Genomic DNA, 20,088 nt, shown 5'->3' with positions numbered 1-20,088 from the left:
AATTTTGATGAGGGGCCGCTGATTGTCGTGTCGCTATTGCTGGGCGAGCAGATCGCTGCCGTGGAAAAACAGGTCCGTACGGTTTTCTCACGGCTGTTATTGCTCTTCTGATCTTCCAGTTTTTGTTTGTGGTTGCGTTGTTATGGGTGGTGGCAACATGTTAGGATGATTGGTATATTTTCTGCTTTTCAACTGTTGATCTGTGCATAAATCAAACTCTTTTGCAGGCAGGCTTCCCCATGTCGGATGTCGTACTCGTTTTACATTCGAATCCAGTGACCAGCGCATCGTTCGCGTCGACTCTTGATGAAATCGGCTTTACGGCGACCTTGGCAAACGATGCAGAGGCCGCATGCAAGATGATTCGAATTTCTCGACCTGATGTTATTCTGCTTGATGGAGAAATGGCTCTTTCTGATCCGACCTTGTGTCGCAGACTGCGGACCTGCAGTCCTGAGAAGCGTTTGCCACTTATACTCCTGATACCGCAGGGAGCAGAAGACGTCAGTCGTTATTTGTGTGGTGCAGATGCCGATGATTATCTGTGTCAACCCTGCCAGATCAGCGAGCTACAGGCGCGCTTGATGCTGTGTTTGGCAGCGAACGAGAGGGTAGATGTTCGGCCTTTGCCGCATATCGATTTTTCTTTTCTGTGTGATCTCTCCAACCTCGCATTGTCTGAACTCAGCCACAGTGAAATCATGCAGCAGGTTGTCAGCGCTGTAGCTGGGCAAATAGAGGTCAATCGCTGCTCAATACTTTTGCTTGGACAAAACAGTGATGACGCTATGGTGATGGCCTCGAGTGATGACCTTGGTGTTAATGGCTTGCATGTTGTGCTTGATCGTTACCCGGAAATCAGGGAGGCCATAAAATCCAGGCGACCGCTTCTGATCGACAATGTGTTCGAACATCCGCTGATGGAGGCTGTGAGACAGCATCTACAGCATGGGGTGACCAATTCGATTCTGGTGTTGCCTATGATTGACAGGGAGCACATCGTGGGTGTGATGGTGTTGCGTTCTGCGCGGCCGATATCCGGATTCTCTGAAGACGAGGTCAATTTCTGTCAGCTGGTTGCGAATATGGCAACAAGTGCCTTGCGCATGGCTGATGTGAGCGCTCTTGATGGGAAAGTGCGTAGCCGTGTTCCCGTGTCGACAACAGTATCGAACGACGGTCATGTGTCTCAACTCGATATTGCGGCTAAGGATTTGCGGGTTCTGGTTTCTGTCGTGGATGGCTATTGCATGCTTTTCAACGAAACTGCCGATCGGGTTGCACCCGGTCAGAACGAAATCATCAGTGGCCTGATGGCAGGGAATCGAAAGTTGGTCGATATGGCAAGTGATCTGCTCGATTTCTCACAACTGAATTCCGGTAGCTATCGTTTGGATTTCGCAGAGCATGATATCTGTCAACTGCTCGGGGCCGTTGTTCAGGAACTCGCGCCTATCATGTCGCAGGGCAACATTCATTTGCTGAATGATTGTTTGAACCAGGAAAAGATGGTTGTCTGCGATGAACACGCGATAAAGCGTGTTTTTTATAACATTCTCAATAATGCCATCAAGTACACTCCTGAGGGGGGCGAAATTTGTCTTGGCTTACGTGAGCTTGATGGCGAAGTCAGGATTTTTGTCCGGGATAACGGTCCGGGTATTGAACCTGAAAAGATAGCGAGCCTGTTCGATGAGTACACCACGGTTTCATCGTCTGATCCCAAAGCCGGCAGTGGTCTCGGGCTGGCGATCTGTGAAAAGATTATCAGTGCCCACCATGGCCGAATCTGGGCGGAAAGCTTTTTGGGGCAGGGGAGCTGCTTCACCTTTTGTCTGCCGACCTGACCATTATACTTTCACTATCCCTCCACTATCTTTTCTTTTTGCTTTTATCGTATCCTGAAAATACCTGACTAAAATGATAGCTTAAATAATTGACAGAAAAGATCAGGTATGATAATCCTAACCGCACTTGTCGGGAAACAAAAAGGATTCCCGATATTTGAACTATTTAGGGCTGCTTGTTTCCACTGGCGAACTGGTCAGCATCAGGGAGGTTCAATAGCATGTTTTCCAATCTGAAAGGTGATCTGAAAGCGGTTTTCGATCGTGATCCGGCGGTGCGTAGCGTGTTCGAGATTTTTTTCTGCTACCCCGGCTTTCACGCCATGCTGTTTTACCGCCTGTCCCACTGGCTGTGGAATCATAAGCGGACTTTCATGGGCCGTTTCGTTTCCCATGTCGGCCGCTTTATGACCGGCATCGAAATCCATCCTGGTGCCAAGATCGGACGTGGCTTCTTTATTGATCATGGTATGGGAGTCGTTATCGGCGAGACTGCTGAGATCGGTGACAACTGCACCCTCTACCACGGGGTGACTTTGGGTGGTACCTCTTGGGCGAAAGAGAAGAGGCACCCAACCCTGGGGGATAACGTAGTCATCGGTTCAGGGGCTAAGATTCTTGGCCCATTTACAGTCGGTAGTAACAGTAAAGTCGGTTCAAATTCGGTTGTTGTCAAAGAAGTCCCTGAAAGCGCAACTGTTGTTGGCATTCCCGGCCGTGTGGTTCTTTCCGGTGAAAAGAAAACCGGCGTCGACCTTGAACATGGTGACCTGCCTGACCCGGTCGCTAAGGCCTTTACCTGTCTGGTCGAGCAGATCGGTCGGCTGGAAGATCAGGTTTCGAGTCTGAAAGAGGAACAGGAAGAATTGAAAGCAGAGCTTGCACAGCGTGATAGCGCTGTTGAAAAGGCGGTTGGCTGATGCGCATGTCGACCAAAGCACAGTATGCGGTCCGCGCGCTTGTCAGTTTAAACCTGACCAGTTGTGGTGACCCTGTGTCGATAAAAGATATATCTGCACGTGAGCATATATCACTCAATTACCTTGAACAATTATTCGTCAAGTTACGCCGTGGTGAAATTGTTCGTAGCGTCAGAGGGCCCGGCGGCGGTTATGTTCTGGCTCGTTCGGCGGCAGATATTCGTGTAGATGAAATTATCGATACGGTTGAGGAAACCCTGGTGCCGGTCTCCTGCATGGACGCTGACGGTAGCTGCAAGTGTAATTCGGAGTGTGCCACCCAATCGGTTTGGCAAGGCCTTGGCAACCAGATACGCAGTTTTCTCGCTTCAATGACATTGGAGGACTTGACCAACGAAGGTCGTCAGCGTCTTGAGCGTTCTGAATCAAATCAGTGTTGATTTAATCATTTGAAAAGGTAGTTGGAGGAAAAAGTGAAACAGATTTACATGGATAATAATGCGACCACACGGGTCAAACCAGAGGTGCTCGACGCGATGTTGCCTTTTTTCAAGGAGCAGTTTGGTAACCCGTCCAGCGTTCATTGGGCTGGTCGTATGGTCAGCGGTGCGGTTGAGAAAGCCCGCCAGCAGGTCGCTGATTTGATCAACTGCTCTCCGGCAGAGGTTGTCTTTCTTTCCTGTGGAAGCGAGGGAGATAATTACGCTATCAAGGGAACCGCTGACGCGCTGAAAGAGAAGGGCAACCACATTATTACCACCGCTGTCGAACATCCGGCCGTGCTGGAAACCTGTGAGCATCTGGAAAAGAACGGTTACGATGTTACTTACCTGAAAGTCGATCGTGACGGTATGCTCGATTTGCAGGCACTGGAAGATGCCATAACTGACAAGACAATTTTGCTCTCGGTGATGTGGGCCAACAACGAGACCGGCAACCTGTTTCCGATTGAAGAGATCGGCAAGATCGCCAAGAAATACAAAGTGCGTTTCCATACTGACGCCGTCCAGGCCGTTGGCAAAATACCTGTCGATGTGCAGGCGTGTAATGTCGACATGGCAGTTATTTCTGGTCACAAGATCGGTGCTCCTAAAGGTGTTGGTGCTATGTATATTCGCCGCGGCACCCGCTTGACCCGCTTTATGCATGGTGGGCACCAGGAGCGCAACCGTCGTGCTGGAACACACAACGTTGCTGGAATCGTCGGTTTGGGCGTCGCTTGTGAGCTGGCTAAAAAGAACCTTGAAAGCGAATACGAATATGTCCGTAAGCTGCGCGACAAACTGGAAAAAGGCATTCTGGAGACAGTGCCCGATGTCAAACTGAATGGCCATCCAAACCCGGATCTGCGTTTGCCGAATACATTGAACGTCAGTTTCAATTATATCGAGGGCGAATCCTTGCTTCTTTATTTCGATATGAAAGGGATCGCGGCATCGTCGGGTTCGGCTTGCACCTCCGGTTCACTGGAGCCGTCTCACGTTATGGGGGCCATGTGCGTTGACGTTGTACTGGCGCATTCCAGCACAAGATTCAGCCTTGGCGCTGACAACACAGAAGAAGATATCGATTATGTCCTGCAGGAGCTGCCACCGATTGTGCAGCGGTTGCGGGAAATGAGTCCATTGTACAACCGTGATGATGAAACCCCGCTGACATGCGATGAATGCCGGGTTATCAGACGGGTCTAAAAAGCAAAAGTAGATATTTGAAACAATAAAAAGGAGTCAGAGCTATGTATACCGATAAAGTTATGGACCACTTCTCCAATCCCCGCAATGTTGGGGAGATCGATAACGCCGACGGAGTCGGCGAGGTTGGCAACGCGTCCTGTGGTGACATCATGAAGATTTTCCTCAAGGTTGAGGACAACATCATCAAGGACGTCAAGTTCAAGACCTTTGGCTGTGGCGCTGCTATCGCAACTTCCTCAATGGTGACAGAAATGGCTATCGGCAAGACGATTGACGAGGCGCTGATTCTGACCAATGAGGCAGTCGCTGAAGCTCTTGATGGCCTGCCGCCGGCAAAGATGCATTGTTCCAACCTGGCCGCTGATGCACTGCACGAAGCGATCAAGGACTACAAGGAACAGCACTCTTAACTAGCAACAGTTAAGGATTTACTTTAAAAATCAGGAGGGCATCGACTAGTTCGGTGACCCTCCTTTGTCTGTTTCAGGAGACAGGGTGAACAGAAAGCCTGTAGTCGTCGCTATGAGCGGCGGCGTCGATTCATCGGTCACAGCAGCACTGCTCCAAGAGCAAGGACACGAAGTCATCGGTGTTACCATGCAGCTCTGGGATCAATCTTCGGGAGTCAGTTGCTGTTCCGCGGACAATGTGCGTGATGCGCGCCGCGTAGCAGAACAGCTTGATATTCCGTTTCATGTGGTTCATTTCGAGGATGAATTCCAATCGCAGGTGATAAAGACCTTCTGCGATGAGTATTTCATCGGCCGCACACCGAACCCCTGTGTTGTCTGTAACCAGATTCTCAAGTTTGATCTGCTTCTGCGCAAGGCCCGCGAGCTTGGGGCTGAAAAAATGGCGACTGGGCACTACGCCAATATTGTCGAAAAAGATGGTCGCTATCTACTGCAGAAGGGGGTTGATCGCCATAAAGATCAAAGCTATTTTCTCTTCGCTTTAACCCAGGAACAGCTGTCTTGTAGCCTTTTCCCCCTCGGTTCCATGAGCAAAGACGACGTTCGCAGTCATGCAGAGCGTTTTGATTTACAGGTCGCACAAAAGGCCGAGAGCCAGGACATCTGCTTTATCCCAGACGGCGATTACGTCAATTTCCTTGAAGAACAGCGCGGCCATGGCCAACTCGATGGTGATATCGTTCATGTCTCGGGCAAGGTGCTTGGTAAGCATAAAGGGATTTATCGCTACACCGTCGGCCAACGCAAAGGACTCGGTATCGGTTGGACGGCCCCTTTGTTTGTTGTCGGAATCAATGCGGAAAACAAGCAGGTAATCGTTGGCGAGCGTGAGCATCTCAGTCGCAAAGAACTGGAAATTGACGGCTGTAATTGGAGCATAGAAGAACCTCAGGAAACCTTCAAAACATATTGCCGCATTCGCTATCGGCATCATGAAGTTCCGGCGACCGTACAACCACTAACGAACCGTCAGGCACGTATTGTTTTCGAGGACGCGCAAAAAGGGATCACGCCAGGCCAGGCTGCTGTTTTTTATGCTGATGACCTAGTTCTTGGCGGAGGCTGGATCAAATGAGCCAGACTGTTTCCATTGTCACCCTCGGCTGTAAAACCAACCAGTTTGAATCTGCGGCGATGAGTGAACAATTGCTCAAATGCGGTTATCGCCAGATCGATTTCGATGACGGAGCTGATCTGGTCATCGTCAATACTTGCACGGTGACAGCGGCAACCGATTCGCAGTCGCGTAACCTGATTCGCCGGGCGCGGCGGATTAACCCGATTTGCCGGATCGTTGTTACTGGCTGCTATGCACAAGTCGACCCTGAGACTCTGGCAGAACTGCCGGGAGTTGCCCTGGTGATTGGCAATGAGGAAAAACGTGATTTTCTCGAACGCTTGGCTGATCTTGATACTGATCACATACAGGTTTCTGTCTCTGATATCCGCAAGGTCGACTCGGCAGAAATTCTGCCGCTTAGCAGTTTCGAGCAACGCAGCCGCGCCTTCGTGCAGATTCAGAACGGCTGTGACGCTTTCTGCTCCTATTGCATCATTCCTTATGCGCGGGGTCGTAGCCGCTCGGTATCGGTTGCAGATGTCATAAAGCAGGTTGAGGCCCTTTCCGATTCCGGATATCCAGAAATTGTGCTGACAGGTATTCACATCGGTAACTACGGACAGGATCTACATCCGAAAATCGATTTACTTTATCTGCTGCAACAGATCGAAAAGGCCGGCTTTGGTGGGCGTTTGCGTCTCGGGTCAATCGAACCGACGGAACTGCCGAGTCAATTGCTGGATTATATTGCTGCTTCAGATTGGCTTTGTCCGCACTATCACATCCCTCTGCAAGCAGGGAACGACGTGATTCTCAAGCAGATGAACCGCCACTATACAACAGCTTTTTTTCGGCAGTTGCTGGAATCGATAAGACAGCGACAACCCTATGCTGCTATTGGTCTTGATATCATCACCGGTTTTCCCGGCGAGACTAGACAGCAGTTTTTAAGCACCTGTGAGTATCTGACGGACTTGCCGTTTTCCCACTTGCATGTTTTCCCCTACAGCCGTCGTCCTGGCACTCCGGCAGCAAAAATGAAAGATCAGCTGCCTGGCAATATTATCAAAGAGCGGGCAGCAGAATTGCGTCAGATCGGTGAAGACAAATTGAAGGAATACGCTGAGCAGTTTGTCGATAAAGAACTGCAGGTGGTTATCGAGGGTGGCAAGGATAAGGGTTTTAAAAAAGGTTTGTCGCAAAACTATCTGCAGGTTCGTGTTATTTCCGAGAACTTACAGCAGGGTCAGTGCTGTCGAGTTAAAATAGAGAGAGCCGAGCAGGGAGTTCTTTACGCCTCAACCCTCTAAATTGAAAGCAGGTCGTGGTGAAACCTTCATTTCCATTCCGCAATCTGGTGCCGACCTTTTTCTCCGGCCTGCTTGACGACCCCATCCTGCTTCTGCGTATTCGCCCTACCGGGCATCATTTAATGTTCGATTGTGGCCAGGTTCACCATTTGGCCAAGCGCACCTTTACCCATCTCGACGCCATATTCATCAGCCACGCCCATATGGACCACTGGATGGGAATCGATTCCGTCGTTCGTCAGCTGATCGCCGCAGACAAAACTGTCGATATTTATGGGCCTCCCGGCATTGCCGATAAATTTGAACATCGCCTGCGCGGCTATGACTGGAACCTTGCAGAAGATTACTGGAGCAGTTTTCGCGTCCATGAAATTTATCCCCAACGTCTTGACCGCACTCTCTTTTCCGGGCCGGACAGTTTTGACCGCATCCCGCTAGATCCGTCAACGCGCGAAGGGGAGGTCGTCTATGGTAATAAATATCTCGAAGTTTGTGCTGATAGCTGTGATCACCGTGTCGAGAGTGTGATCTATCGCATCAACGAACGGCCGGTTTATCTGATCGATGATACCAAACTGGACGAACTGAAGTTGAAACCGGGGGCATGGCTTGGTAAACTGAAGAGTTGTTTTCTGCACCAGCGTGATTTCCCGGCAGAGTTGAAGCTGACCCAGATAGACGGGGAAGACGAACGAGAAATAGTTGTCTCCGATGTGCCCGGTCTGGTGAGAAAACTGAGCAAGCCACAAACCTCACATTCTATCGGCTATATCAGCGATACAGGCTTTACTCCGGAGAATAAAGAAAAAATCCTGCGTTTGATGCAGGATGTCGATCTGTTGATTTGTGAGTGCACTTTTTTACGCGAAGCGAAAGATCGCGCGCGAACGTCCTGGCATCTTTGTACTGATGATGTCAACGAGTTGTTGGCTGCTTTGCAGCCAGCTTATTTTCTGCCGATGCATCTCTCCCGCAGCTACAGTCGCCGTAGTGAAGAATTGTACCGCGAGTTGAAGCCGCCAGAAAGAACCTGTTTGCTGAAGCTGCCGTTACAGCTAACTCCACGGCCTCTTTTGGCAAACGAAATTAAATGGCAGGAATATTCCGAAGATGAGTGATTTAGCTCAGTTGTTTGCCGCTTCTGCCAGTGTGCGGGCACGTTTTACGTTGACCAGAAGGAGGAGCATTCCGCCGAGGATGAAAAAACTGCCCAAAGCCAGGATTGAATTGCGTGAACTGCCGGTAAGGTCGGCGATCAAAGCGAACAGCAATGGGCCAAAAATCGAGGCAAAGCGGGAGCTGATAGTGAAAAACCCGAAAAACTCGGCGCTTTTGTGTTTCGGCACCATACTGGCGTAAAGCGAACGACTGAGTGCTTGGCTGCCGCCGAGGATAATGGCGATCACACCGCCGAGCAGCCAGAATTCAAGTGCCCCGGTCATGCGGTAAGCAAAGACGCAGACCAAGGTGAAAATGACCAGACTGAGAAGGATCGCATTGGCTGTGCCCATCTTCCCTGCCAGTCGCCCGAACAGGAGTGCTCCCGGCATGGCGAGAAACTGAATCATCAAAAAACAACCGATAATGGTTGCCTGGCCAAGCTGTAATTCCTCGCGCGCAAATATGGCAGAAACACTGATGACGGTTTGAATGCCGTCGTTATAACAAAGGAACGCAAGCAGAAAGATACAGAGGTCGCGATATCCAGCCAGTTCTTTGAAAAGAGAGAAATACTCTTTTAAACTGAATGAATCCCCGTTGATCGTAGCTTTATCCGTTTTCGGTAAAAAGTAAAATGTTGGCAGTGAAAACATCAGCCACCAAACCCCTGTCAGCATAAACCCGAAACGGGTCGCTTGCGCGGCATCTGAAAAGCCAAAACTCTGGTGCTTGCTGATCAGCAGAAAAACCAGTGCCAGCAGCAGCCCTCCACCGATATAGCCGTAAGCAAATCCCCGTGCAGAAAGACGATCGGTCTGCTCACCTGATACCAGCAATGGCAGGTATGAGTTGTAAAGAACGTTGCTTCCAGCAAAACCAATATTGCCGAGGACAAACAAGGTTGCTGCAAAAAAGTAATCACCGCTACCTGTGAATCCAAGCAGTACGGTTGCTGAACAGCCAAGCAGGCAGAACCACCACAACATCGATTTGTGCCATCCTTTGCGGTCTGCGAGTGTTCCCAATGCTGGAGCGAGGACTGCGATGATCAGCATGGACAGGGAAATACTGTAGCCCCAGAGGCTGCTGGCTGAAAACTTGTGGCTGGTGAGAAAGGGAAGAGAGGCTCCGTCCTGAGGGACCAGCGAGACAAAATAGACAGGTAAAACCGCCGCGAGAACGACGGTAGCAAAGGCTGAATTGGCCCAGTCGTACATGCACCAGCCGAATTCAACCTTTCTGTTTTCTCTCTTCATTTTGGGCCCTGTAGAAAAAGTCGCTGACAGCATAGCCAATTTTACCCGATCTGAATATCAGATAATCAGAGCGCTCTGAGAATCATGTTTTGTACGGGTTTTTTTGAGAGAATATTCTCAATGCATTAAATTCAGTCATGAAAAAATGGCTATGTTCTGTTATGATCTTCAACCATCGTGATATGTAATAGTCTGATCAACACCCTGTAACTATATTTTTGCCGAGATCGCCTGGTTTCGGACTTTATCTGAATTTGCAGCGTGCTTTGTAAGTGTTTGCTGCGTGGAGAGAGGGCTGGAATGAAGATTTCTTTTCTGTTGCGTGCATTTGTCCTGTCTGTCTGTCTATTGATCTGGGGGAGTTCGAATCTGCTGGCTGCTGACATGAGCCGGTTGATTGAGCGTGACTGCACCCGCTGTCACAAAAAGGTTCTGTCAAAACTGGAAAAGTCGGGCGGTCAGCACGCCGTTGCGGTCGTTTGCCAGGATTGTCACCAGACTCACCCGAAACAACGTGGTTCGGAATTTGAGGTTGCTGCTTGCACCACTTGCCACGATCCCGACGACAGCAAACATTTCGCCATTGGCAACTGTAAAGAGTGCCATCATGCTCACTGGCCGCTGGAAATCGATCTTGACCAGTTTGAAAAGCCTCTCAAACAAATTTGTTTGAGCTGTCATGACAATCCTTACGGAAAAGGCTCAACAGCTCATTCCGATGGTTTGAGATGTACAGAGTGCCACAGCAATCACAACTCGGTACCAAGCTGCACAGATTGTCACGAAGGCCACACTGATGGCTCAGTAGAAGAACCCTGCCTGAGCTGTCATGCAGCGCACAATCCTTTGCCGCCACTGAAAGCAGAAGGCCTGACAGCGAAACTCTGCACTGCCTGTCATGCCAAAACCAGCAAGGCGATGGCCAAGAGTGATGCTGCCCACGCCCAGATGAGCTGTGACGAATGCCACCTGCAGCATAAAGATCAGCCTGATTGTCTCAACTGCCACGAAGGCCACAACCCGAAGATGCAGAAGGCTGATTGTGCCGGTTGCCACGGTTCCCACGAGCCAATGCCACCGGTGATCAAGTCCAGCGTCAATGCAAACTATTGCAGCGATTGTCATGAGGGCATTGGCGTTGAATTCGATGTGGCCGGTGCTGCGCACAAAGAGAATCTCTCCTGCGCTGATTGCCATAAAACCCACCCGCCAGCTGACGTGGAGATTGCTGACTGCAGCAGCTGCCACGATAAAGACGATAATGCTCATTTTGCGTTAGAGAGTTGTTCCCAGTGTCATAATCCGCACAGCCCGAAAACTGAGAACCTCGATTTAAGTAATCTGGAAACCGCCCGTCCGTTCTGTGCCAGCTGTCACGAGGATGTGATCGCTGTTATGGAAAAGCAACCAACGGCACACAGTGAAGCTGTCGATTGCAACCAGTGCCACAGTGTTCACGGCCAATCTCCGAGCTGTCTCGACTGTCACGAAGGCCATACGGAAGAGATGAAGGCTGATGATTGCACCAAGTGCCACAATCATCACGCTCCTGCGCCAGTGACTTTTGCCGAAGGAACTTTTTCAGAATACTGCGTCAGTTGTCACGAAGAAGCCTTTAGTGCTTTGGATAAAGGCGGCCGCGCACACAAGAAACTTGGTTGCGTCGAATGCCATCAGGCTCACCCGCCTGCTGAAAATGCAATCCCCGAATGTTCAAGCTGTCACGACCCTGATGACAACGCACACTTCAGCAGCCCGAACTGCGTTGGTTGTCACGACCCGCACCAGCCTTTGAAAGACGACATCTCAGGATTCCATGGTTCACGTCAGATTTGTGCCGGCTGCCATGAGGAAGTCGAGGCGGAGCTGACCAGTGGACATCCGAGCGCTCATGATCGTGACTGCGTCGCCTGCCACCGGACCCACATCGGGGCACCATCCTGCCTTGGTTGCCATGATGGTCATGACGAACAAATGACCAACAAGGACTGCGCCCTTTGTCACAATGCTCACGCTCCGCTGCAAATTGATCTCTCTGCGGAGCCCCCCTCGCAGCAGTGTTCTGCCTGCCACGAAGATGTTTCAGCTGAAGTGGATGAGAAGGGTGGAGCGCACCGTGACGCGGTTGAGTGTTCATCCTGTCATCAGCAACATCCGGAATCTTCCTGTACCAGCTGTCATGCCGAGCACCCGCAGCAAGGGATTGGTATCCCGGAATCCTGCTTCCTCTGCCATAACCCGAGTGATCACGAACACTACACTGTGGGTGATTGTTTGTCCTGTCACTCGCCGCATCAACCACTCGTGTTGAATCTGAAAGACTACAAGCCGCATGCGCCTGTTTGCACCAGCTGTCACAAGCAGGTTGAGACCGATTTCGCAGAGATGCCGAGTGCGCACAGCGAGCAAGACTGTACGAGCTGTCACAGCAACCACACTACGACCCGTATTTGTCTTGATTGTCATGATGGTCACGACAAATCGATGAAACGTGAAGACTGTTCACTTTGTCACCTGCCGCACCAACCGCAGAATATCAGTCTGCATAAAGATGCTGAAATTCCAGCCCAGTTCTGTGCCTCATGTCACCAGGAACAGGCAACTGCTCTGGATGCCAAAGGGGCTGCTCACAAGAAAGATTTAGGCAGCTGTGTGGCCTGCCACCCGGAACATAAACCGAATGGCAAGACGGTGACTGAAAGCTGTAACAGTTGTCACCCGAAAGCACGTCGTCGCCATTTTGTGCTCGACAATTGCTCCAGTTGTCACGACCCTCATCAGCCACTGGAGATGGACCTGGGCAAGTTGGGTGAGGTGAAGCCTGTTTGCCTTTCCTGCCACAATAACCAGGAGCGTCTGCATCAGCAGTATCCGAACAAGCACACCTCTTTCGATTGCAGCAAGTGCCATGTCGGTGATCATGGGTCATCGAAGCAGTGTCTTGATTGTCACAAGCCGCATATCCCGGACATGACACATGGGGATTGTCTCAAGTGTCACCCGCCGCATCTGCCGCATATGATCAAGGCGCGGCCGACCCAGTCCGGTCCGGTTTGTGCTTCCTGTCACAAAGATGCGACCGGCAACCTGAAAGAGAATGGCGGCAAACACAGCAAGCAACCCTGCATCAGCTGCCACCGGACTCACCCACCGTTTGGTGAGGATGTTATTCCGAGCTGTGTGAGTTGCCACGAGCCGAACGAGGGGGCACACTTCACGGTTGGTAATTGTGAGCAGTGTCACCAGGCGCACCATCCGCTCGGACTCGATCTATCAAAGGCCCAAAATGCAAATCCTGCCTGCACGTCGTGTCACACCGTTGTTCGTGAAACCTTTGCCGCAACGCCGAACATGCATGCGGAACAGGATTGTAATAGCTGTCACCCGAAACATGGCGTTGCGCAGAAGTGCTCAGAATGCCACGAGCCTCACAGCCCGGACATGGACTATGCTGCTTGCTTGAGTTGCCACAGCTCGCCGCATGCGCCGAATGTTGTTGCTTTTTCCGCTTCAATTCCGTCCGGTCATTGTCAATCCTGCCACTCTGATCAGGTTGACGCCCTGGCTTCGAGTAAAGCTGCTCACAACCAGGTCAACTGTGTTGAATGTCACAGTGGTGATCATGGCAGTACACTGAGCTGTGCTGATTGTCATGAGAGGCCACATGATGAAGCCCTGCATCAGAAGTTCCCGGATTGTCTAAAGTGCCACAACGATCCACATGATCTCGCCGATTGGCGCGGTAAACCTGAGGAGCCGGCACCTGTGCCGGAAGCGCAACCTGAAAACAATACCGATAGTCAGGCGGCTGAAGCAGCTGCCAGCAGTGAGGGTCAATGATGATGAAATATAATGGGATGGTTAAATGTCGTAGCCTGGTGCTGGCTGTCACAGTACTGCTGGCCTGTGCCGGAAGTCTTTTTGCTGCTGATGTCTATCAGCAACAGGTACCGGAAATGACAACTCTTGAGTGCGCAAAGTGTCATGTCCAGGTGTTCGAGGCGTTACGCGATGCAGGCGGTCTGCACCAGCAGGAATGCCGAGATTGCCACGACAAGTTTCATACCTTTACTCCGGGAGTTGCCTGGGAGGATCGGGTGCCTTCGTGCGCGAGCTGCCATGAGCATCCTCATGGAGAAGAGCTGATTAAGTGCCTTGACTGTCACCAGAATGCCCATGCACCCATTGAAAGCCTTGTCGTCGCTGATGCTTTGGCGGAGATGTGCGGTCAGTGTCATCAGGGAGAGACGGAGCAGCTGCAACAAAATGTCAGCGCTCACACGGAAATGGCTTGTGCTGAATGTCACCAGGGAGAAAAACATGGCGCCCGACCGGCATGTACGCTTTGTCACGAAAAGCCGCATACTGAATACGTTGATAATGCCGGTTGCGCCAGTTGCCATCCACCTCATGCACCACTGGTGATCAAGTATGACAATAAAGTTCAGAGTTCCATCTGTGCAGGCTGTCATCCGGACCAGCGCAAATTTCAGGAATCCTCTGACCTTAAACACCGGACGCTTGCCTGTGTCGTTTGTCATGCAGATGAGCATGGCAATATCCATGATTGCCAACATTGCCATGGATATGGACCGCATAATCCCGAATTGCTGAAAAATTTCAAAGGATGTGTTGATTGTCATGGTGACCCGCACAGTTTGAACCTGTAAAAACTAGCGAATTGGCAAACTTGCTTGGTGACGGGCTCGGTCATATGATCGGGCCCGTTTTTTTTGAGATGTGGAAACTGACCGGAAAAAGGCAAAAAAATGCCTCGGACCAGGAGGGGGGGGAGATCCGAGGCGAATTAGCAATAGATTTATTTATACAGCAGGGACTATGCCAAGTCTATCCACTTAATTCTGGAATCACAATATATTGAAATTGCTCAAAGGATAGCTTCATTCCGCGCCAAGGCGAATTGAAGTTGTGACTAGGTGTGGCTAAAAATAGCCACACATGGCGAAAATTGTAGCCTACAGGTTTAAGTGTTTCCTGTAAGCGCAGTTTAGAGGGAGCCAGTCAAGACCTGCGAGATTGTCTGGGGTCAGTTTGATGCAATCTTCTTCGGCTTGAAGTCGTTGATGATAGATACGGCAATTGCGGGTGTGGATATCGAGGAAGCGACAGGGGACAGATGTCGTGAGAACGGTTCCCTTTTTGTCGATCTTTTTTTCGAAACAGCATTCGCCGCAGCGTTGGCAAATCTGTTCCCAATGCTGATTGTCATCCATTTTTTTAGGCTTTTTTGACGAATTCCGACTTTAACTTCATCGGGCCGATACCATCAATCTTGCAATCGATGTCGTGATCGCCTTCAACCAGTCGAATATTGCGAACCTTGGTGCCGACCTTTACAACAGAAGAAGACCCTTTAATTTTCAGATCTTTGATGACGGTTACGGTGTCACCATCTTCAAGAATGTTGCCATTGGCGTCTCGGTACACGGGGCCGCCTTCATTCTTCTCTTGAGCGGCATCAGCAGTCCACTCATGGGCACATTCTGGACAAACCAGGAGGCCCCTGTCCTCATAGGTGTAGACTGAATCGCATTCCGGGCAGTTTGGTAACTCACTCATTTTAACCTCGTCTCTTTTGGTGTCGGGCAACAGTGAGAGGAGGTTATAGCATCTTTGGAGAAATCTTTTTAGTTGAAACTACTGTTTGGGCGAGTTCTTGTAAATAACGTAGATAGAGCAGATGATGCCGCCAATCAGAAACATGGTGGTTGTTACAGCGTTGGTCTGCTGGTCAACTGTCAGGCCGAGTCCGGCAAAGAACAGAAGAAGTTTGGCAAGGACAAAGAAAATTGTGACATTGACAATGGTGAAGATGATGTTGATTTTAAGGTTTTTTGCACTCATGAGCTTCCCCCGGAGAATGATCGGATAAAAATTATCAATTGATATTATAACCGGAAAACGGATTTCGACACCTTGCTTTCCCCATTTGGAGCTCGAAACGTGAATGTCGCCATGTTCTCTTCGGCTACTGGTGCTTGCGTCGTATCGTCTGAACAACCTCGTCAAGCTTCTGAAGAAAGCGGGAGCGATCACTGTTTTTCAACGGTGGAGGGCCACCTGTTATTTCTCCTGTATCACGAAGGTCTGCCAGCAGGTCGCGCGTCGCAACAGAGTGACCAATGTTGTCTTCAGTAAAAGGTTTCCCTGTTGTGCCAATAACATGGGCCTTCTTTTTCAGGCACCGGCTTGCCAGCGGGATGTCGGCAGTGATCACAATATCGTCAGGTTGCACTTGCTCGACGATCCAATCGTCCGCCGCGTCAGGGCCGGAGTCAACAACCTGTAGCACAATTCGTACATCCGCTGGGACACGCATCCAGGAATTGGCAACCAGGGTCACGCCAAGCTTGTAACGCTCAGCGACACGATACACTTCTTGCTTAACCGGGCAGGCATCGGCATCGATGAAAATATGTAACAAGTCAAATCCTTTCCGTTGCAGAAGAAAAGGGGACGGCAAGTCGCCTTGCCTGTCCCCTTGGTCGAATCACTGTCAAGATATACGCTAATGCATTCTAAAGGTTACGCGCATTCCGAATAGCCACAAGCGTGACAAACACAACAGCCGCCTTCATGCTCGACCGGGCCGCCACATTCGGGGCAGGCCCCGCCGTTGGTGACGTGCTGCATCATGACTTCGTCGTCGCCTTCGTTCAGCATGTGCAGTTCAATAGCTTTGGCGACGGCGTCGGCACAAGAGGTGATGCGGTTTTCGCCGAATCCAGCAGGCTTGTGGCAGGTGATCCCGATCATTTGTTTGACCGCCTGCCGAGCCTGGACTCCACTCCGCCATGCCAGCGAAACCAGGCGCCCGATCGCCTCACATTGAGAAGCTGCGCAACCACCTGCTTTGCCCATGGTGGTAAACAGCTCAAACAGGCCTTTTTCGTCCTGATTTATGGTGATATACAGTGGGCCACAGCCAGTCTCCATCTGGTAGGTGGATCCGCGCAAAGCACGTGGCCGCTCACGTTTGCGCGATGGTTTTTTGCTCTCCATCGGCATTGCGTCAACGGTTTCCTCGGAAGACTTCTCTTCCTTTTTGGCCACCGAAAGGACCTGCATATCGCGTGACCCATCGCGATAGATGGTTACACCTTTACAGCCCTGCTTGTAAGCGAGTCGGTAAACGGTGGAGACATCGTCGCGGGTAGCGTCATTGCAGAAGTTAACGGTTTTGGAGACAGCGTTGTCACAGTGTCGCTGGAAAGCCGCCTGCATCAGCACGTGGTCTTCCGGGGTGATGTCGTGCGAGGTGACAAAGATGCGGCGAATATCCTCCGGTACTGCATCGATCCCCTGAACGGTGCCTTTTTCAGCGATCTCCTGCATCAGGTCTGCACTGTAAAAACCGCGTTCTTTGGCAATTTTTTCAAAGATCGGGTGGACTTCAATCAACTTGTTGTTGTCCAGTACCTGGCGCACGTAAGACACCGCGAACAGCGGCTCGACACCACTGGAGCAGTTGGCGATAATCGAAATAGTACCGGTCGGGGCGATCGTGGTGCAGGTTGCGTTGCGGATCGGCTCACTGCCTTTTTTGTCGTAGATGCTTCCCTCGAAGTTGGGAAACGAACCACGTTCGGCTGCCAGTCGGATCGACTCTTCGTGTGACTTGTCGTTGATGAACTTCATCACTTTTTCGCCCAGATTAATGGCATCACGGCTGTTGTATGGGATACCGAGCAGAATCAGCATGTCGGCCCAGCCCATGACCCCGAGGCCGATCTTGCGGTTGGCGCGGGTCATTTCGTCAATTTCGGGCAGCGGATAATTGTTAGCCTCGATAACATTGTCGAGGAAGCGGGTCGCGAGTTTGACGGTTTCTTCCAGTTTGTTCCAGTGAACGTCGTTGCCTTTGACCATATTGGCCAGATTCAACGAACCGAGGTTGCACGACTCGTAAGGGAGCAGAGGCTGCTCGCCACAGGGGTTGGTGCTTTCAATTTCACCGATATGTGGAGTCGGGTTGTCTCGGTTGAGACGGTCGAGGAAGATGATCCCCGGTTCGCCGTTGCTCCACGCCATGTCGACAATCTGATTGAATACTTTTGCGGCGTTGAGCTGTTTAATAACTTTTCCATCTCGTGGATTGATAATGTCATAATCGGCACCTTTCTCAACGGCCTCCATGAAGGCTTCTGTCATGCCGACGGAGATGTTGAAGTTGGTCAAAACGGTCTGATCCCGTTTGGCCATGATGAAATCCATGATATCAGGATGGTCGACCCGCAGGATGCCCATGTTAGCGCCACGGCGAGTACCTCCCTGCTTGATGGTTTCTGTTGCAGCGTCGAAAACCGACATGAAGGAGAGGGGACCCGAGGAAACACCACTGGTCGACGCGACAACATCATTCGCAGGGCGAACACGGGAGAATGAAAAACCGGTGCCACCACCACTTTTATGTATCAGTGCGGTGTTTTTGATTGCCTCGAAGATGCTTTCCATCGAGTCGCCGACAGGCAGAACAAAGCAAGCCGACAGTTGGCCCAACTCACGCCCTGCATTCATCAGCGTCGGGGAATTCGGCAGGAAATCCAGCTCGGTCATCATCTGGTAGTAGCTCTTTTCGAAGGAGGCTTTTTTGCCTTTGCCCTTCGGCTCTGCCGCGTCAATGGTTTTAGCGACGCGTTTGAACATATCGACCGGTGTTTCTAGTGGATTGCCGTCGATATCGCGCTTGAGGTAACGTTTAGCGAGAACGGTCATGGCGTTCTTCGACAGCTTGAGCAGATCGCTCTCCTGTGCTTGACTCATGGAAAACCCTTTCGTTTTTAACCATTTTGATGTTTTATAAAGATGACAATGGCGGTAGTCATTAAATACAATATTTATGTATCGAGAGAATATAAAGCACTACATATGGTGTCTGTCAAGAGGCGAAATGATTAAAATCGAAGATATGATGTTCTTTATTAAGGTGTCGTCGAAAAATATTTTTAAGCCATTCGTAAAGCTGACTGCTGTTTTTTTAATCCACCTGAAAAACCGGTATTCGGATATGCCTCCAGGCACCTTAATATTGGTTGCAAAGCAGTGTTCATCAGTGTTACTTGTGACCTTGCTCTGTCTTGTTATGCGCCGAATAATGGTTTGAAAGTTTCCGCAGGATGAATGATCTGATCTATCTCGACAACGCTGCGACCAGCCACCCAAAACCCGAAGCTGTTTATCTCGCTGTTGAACGTGCTTTACGTCAGGGAGCCAGTCCCGGGCGGGGCAGCTACCAGCAAGCATTGTCCGCCGAACGTCTGGTTTTCGATACCCGCGAGTCTATCGCCGAGCTTTTCAATGCTCCTGATTCTGAGCGGATCATTTTCACCGCCAATGCGACGAATGCTATTAACCAGGCCTTGTTTGGTCTGTTGCAACCGGGCGACCGGGTCGTAACGACCAGTATTGAGCACAATGCTGTGACCCGTCCTTTACGGGCTTTGCAGGATAATGGTGTTGATGTTGTCAAAGTTGCTGCTGATTCTCGAAGTGGGCTGGTTGAGGAGAATGCTCTAAAAGATGCTTGCCTGGAGAAAACGACCAAGCTTCTTCTGGTGAACCATTGCTCGAACGTCTTTGGTGGGATGCAACCAGTCGAAGGTTTGGGAGACTGGTGTCGGGAAAGAGGCATTTATTTCATGATCGATGGCTCCCAATCAGCGGGCAGTCTGCCGATCGATTTTCAGCAGCTTCAGGTCGATCTGTTTGCTGCTCCCGGGCATAAAAGCTTGCTCGGCCCGCAGGGAACGGGGTTTCTTTATGTCGACAAAGAGATTGCCCTGAGACCCTTGGTTTACGGCGGAACCGGAGCGAATTCCCATTCCGACTTGCCTCCTGAAGATCTTCCGGAACGATTGGAGTGTGGCACCCTCAACCTGCCTGGTTTGGCTGGTTTGCAGGCTGCTGTACAATTTTTGTTGCAGACCGGAACTGTGAACATCCGTGAGCATGAGCTGCAGACCCTGAGTTATCTACTTGATGGTCTACGTTCGATTGATGGTGTTGTTCTTTACGGTCCCGAAGATATTGAAAAACGTGGTGCAGCGGTTTCTTTTAATATTACAGGTCGTGACCCGGCAGAAGTCGGTTTCTACCTTGACCATGAAGCGCAGATCGCTGTCCGGGTCGGCTTGCAGTGCGCTCCGGACGCGCATCGCACTATCAATACATACCCGCATGGGACAGTTCGAGTCAGTCCCGGTTTTTTTACCACGCAAGCCGAATTGGACACATTCCTCGCTGCAATCCGCAATATTGCACAGCGCGACGCTTAAAACTGCTGCTGTCTGGTCTTTGATGTGATAAAGTTCTAATGCAGGTTGTTCGATGATGTTTCTTTTTTCAAA

The 20,088-nt window shown here is 50.6% G+C and carries 17 protein-coding genes; 11 read left to right on the top strand and 6 right to left on the bottom strand.

Features of this window, described 5'->3' with window-relative positions; all coding sequences use genetic code 11:
- Positions 1-239: 239 nt before the first annotated feature.
- The 8 genes from BUB13_RS00180 (at position 240) to BUB13_RS00145 (ending at position 8,422) form a co-directional block, all read left to right on the top strand.
- Positions 240-1,847 carry an ATP-binding protein gene (locus tag BUB13_RS00180; RefSeq protein WP_072904738.1) on the top strand — a complete coding sequence of 536 codons (1,608 nt, stop codon included), beginning with the start codon at positions 240-242 and terminating at the stop codon, positions 1,845-1,847.
- Between the two features lie 221 nt (positions 1,848-2,068).
- Entirely contained in the window at positions 2,069-2,767 is a 699-nt protein-coding gene (gene cysE, locus BUB13_RS00175) for a serine O-acetyltransferase (RefSeq protein WP_072904737.1), read from the top strand.
- Positions 2,767-3,207 carry an RrF2 family transcriptional regulator gene (locus tag BUB13_RS00170; protein ID WP_072904736.1) on the top strand — a complete coding sequence of 147 codons (441 nt, stop codon included), beginning with the start codon at positions 2,767-2,769 and terminating at the stop codon, positions 3,205-3,207. The genes cysE and BUB13_RS00170 overlap by 1 nt, the downstream gene beginning before the upstream one ends.
- A gap of 33 nt (positions 3,208-3,240) precedes the next feature.
- Positions 3,241-4,458, top strand: a complete 1,218-nt coding sequence (nifS, locus tag BUB13_RS00165; RefSeq protein ID WP_072904735.1) for a cysteine desulfurase NifS — start codon at positions 3,241-3,243, stop codon at positions 4,456-4,458.
- Between the two features lie 44 nt (positions 4,459-4,502).
- Positions 4,503-4,871, top strand: a complete 369-nt coding sequence (nifU, locus tag BUB13_RS00160; protein WP_072904734.1) for a Fe-S cluster assembly scaffold protein NifU — start codon at positions 4,503-4,505, stop codon at positions 4,869-4,871.
- An 85-nt stretch (positions 4,872-4,956) separates the two neighbouring features.
- A complete protein-coding gene (mnmA, locus tag BUB13_RS00155) occupies positions 4,957-6,009 on the top strand; it encodes a tRNA 2-thiouridine(34) synthase MnmA (RefSeq protein WP_072904733.1) in 1,053 nt (350 codons plus the stop codon).
- Entirely contained in the window at positions 6,006-7,304 is a 1,299-nt protein-coding gene (mtaB, locus tag BUB13_RS00150) for a tRNA (N(6)-L-threonylcarbamoyladenosine(37)-C(2))-methylthiotransferase MtaB (RefSeq protein WP_072904732.1), read from the top strand. Before mnmA ends, mtaB begins: the two co-directional genes overlap by 4 nt.
- Before the next feature lie 17 nt (positions 7,305-7,321).
- Positions 7,322-8,422 carry an MBL fold metallo-hydrolase gene (locus tag BUB13_RS00145; RefSeq protein ID WP_072904731.1) on the top strand — a complete coding sequence of 367 codons (1,101 nt, stop codon included), beginning with the start codon at positions 7,322-7,324 and terminating at the stop codon, positions 8,420-8,422.
- 6 nt (positions 8,423-8,428) lie between these two features.
- On the opposite strand, the gene BUB13_RS00140 is transcribed toward BUB13_RS00145, so the two are convergent.
- Positions 8,429-9,721, bottom strand: coding sequence for an MFS transporter (locus BUB13_RS00140; RefSeq protein WP_072904730.1), 1,293 nt, complete (start codon positions 9,719-9,721; stop codon positions 8,429-8,431).
- Between the two features lie 300 nt (positions 9,722-10,021).
- Here BUB13_RS00140 and BUB13_RS00135 point away from each other — a divergent pair, with 300 nt between their 5' ends.
- Positions 10,022-13,561 (top strand): hypothetical protein, encoded by a 3,540-nt coding sequence (locus BUB13_RS00135; RefSeq protein ID WP_072904729.1) that lies wholly within the window; start codon positions 10,022-10,024, stop codon positions 13,559-13,561.
- Entirely contained in the window at positions 13,561-14,391 is an 831-nt protein-coding gene (locus BUB13_RS18715) for a hypothetical protein (RefSeq protein WP_139249258.1), read from the top strand. Before BUB13_RS00135 ends, BUB13_RS18715 begins: the two co-directional genes overlap by 1 nt.
- 306 nt (positions 14,392-14,697) lie before the next feature.
- On the opposite strand, the gene BUB13_RS19425 is transcribed toward BUB13_RS18715, so the two are convergent.
- The 5 genes from BUB13_RS19425 to BUB13_RS00100 form a co-directional block, all read right to left on the bottom strand.
- On the bottom strand, positions 14,698-14,955 hold the full coding sequence (locus BUB13_RS19425) for a YkgJ family cysteine cluster protein (RefSeq protein WP_072904726.1): 258 nt from the start codon (positions 14,953-14,955) through the stop codon (positions 14,698-14,700).
- 4 nt (positions 14,956-14,959) lie between these two features.
- Positions 14,960-15,301: a zinc ribbon domain-containing protein YjdM gene (locus BUB13_RS00115; protein WP_072904725.1), complete on the bottom strand. Its 342-nt coding sequence runs from the start codon at positions 15,299-15,301 to the stop codon at positions 14,960-14,962.
- Between the two features lie 78 nt (positions 15,302-15,379).
- Complete coding sequence (locus BUB13_RS00110) at positions 15,380-15,586, bottom strand: hypothetical protein (protein ID WP_072904724.1); 207 nt, start codon at positions 15,584-15,586, stop codon at positions 15,380-15,382.
- A gap of 124 nt (positions 15,587-15,710) precedes the next feature.
- Entirely contained in the window at positions 15,711-16,166 is a 456-nt protein-coding gene (locus BUB13_RS00105; RefSeq protein WP_072904723.1) for a YaiI/YqxD family protein, read from the bottom strand.
- A 101-nt stretch (positions 16,167-16,267) separates the two neighbouring features.
- Complete coding sequence (locus BUB13_RS00100) at positions 16,268-18,505, bottom strand: vitamin B12-dependent ribonucleotide reductase (protein ID WP_072904722.1); 2,238 nt, start codon at positions 18,503-18,505, stop codon at positions 16,268-16,270.
- Positions 18,506-18,858: 353 nt separating this feature from the next.
- On the opposite strand from BUB13_RS00100, the gene BUB13_RS00090 reads away from it, so the two are divergent.
- Positions 18,859-20,016: an aminotransferase class V-fold PLP-dependent enzyme gene (locus BUB13_RS00090; RefSeq protein ID WP_072904720.1), complete on the top strand. Its 1,158-nt coding sequence runs from the start codon at positions 18,859-18,861 to the stop codon at positions 20,014-20,016.
- Positions 20,017-20,088: the final 72 nt, after the last annotated feature.

It is taken from the genome of Malonomonas rubra DSM 5091 (assembly GCF_900142125.1).
GTDB lineage: Bacteria > Desulfobacterota > Desulfuromonadia > Desulfuromonadales > Geopsychrobacteraceae > Malonomonas > Malonomonas rubra.
Note: the sequence above shows the minus strand (reverse complement) of the source record. Positions and strands in the feature narration are given on the sequence as shown.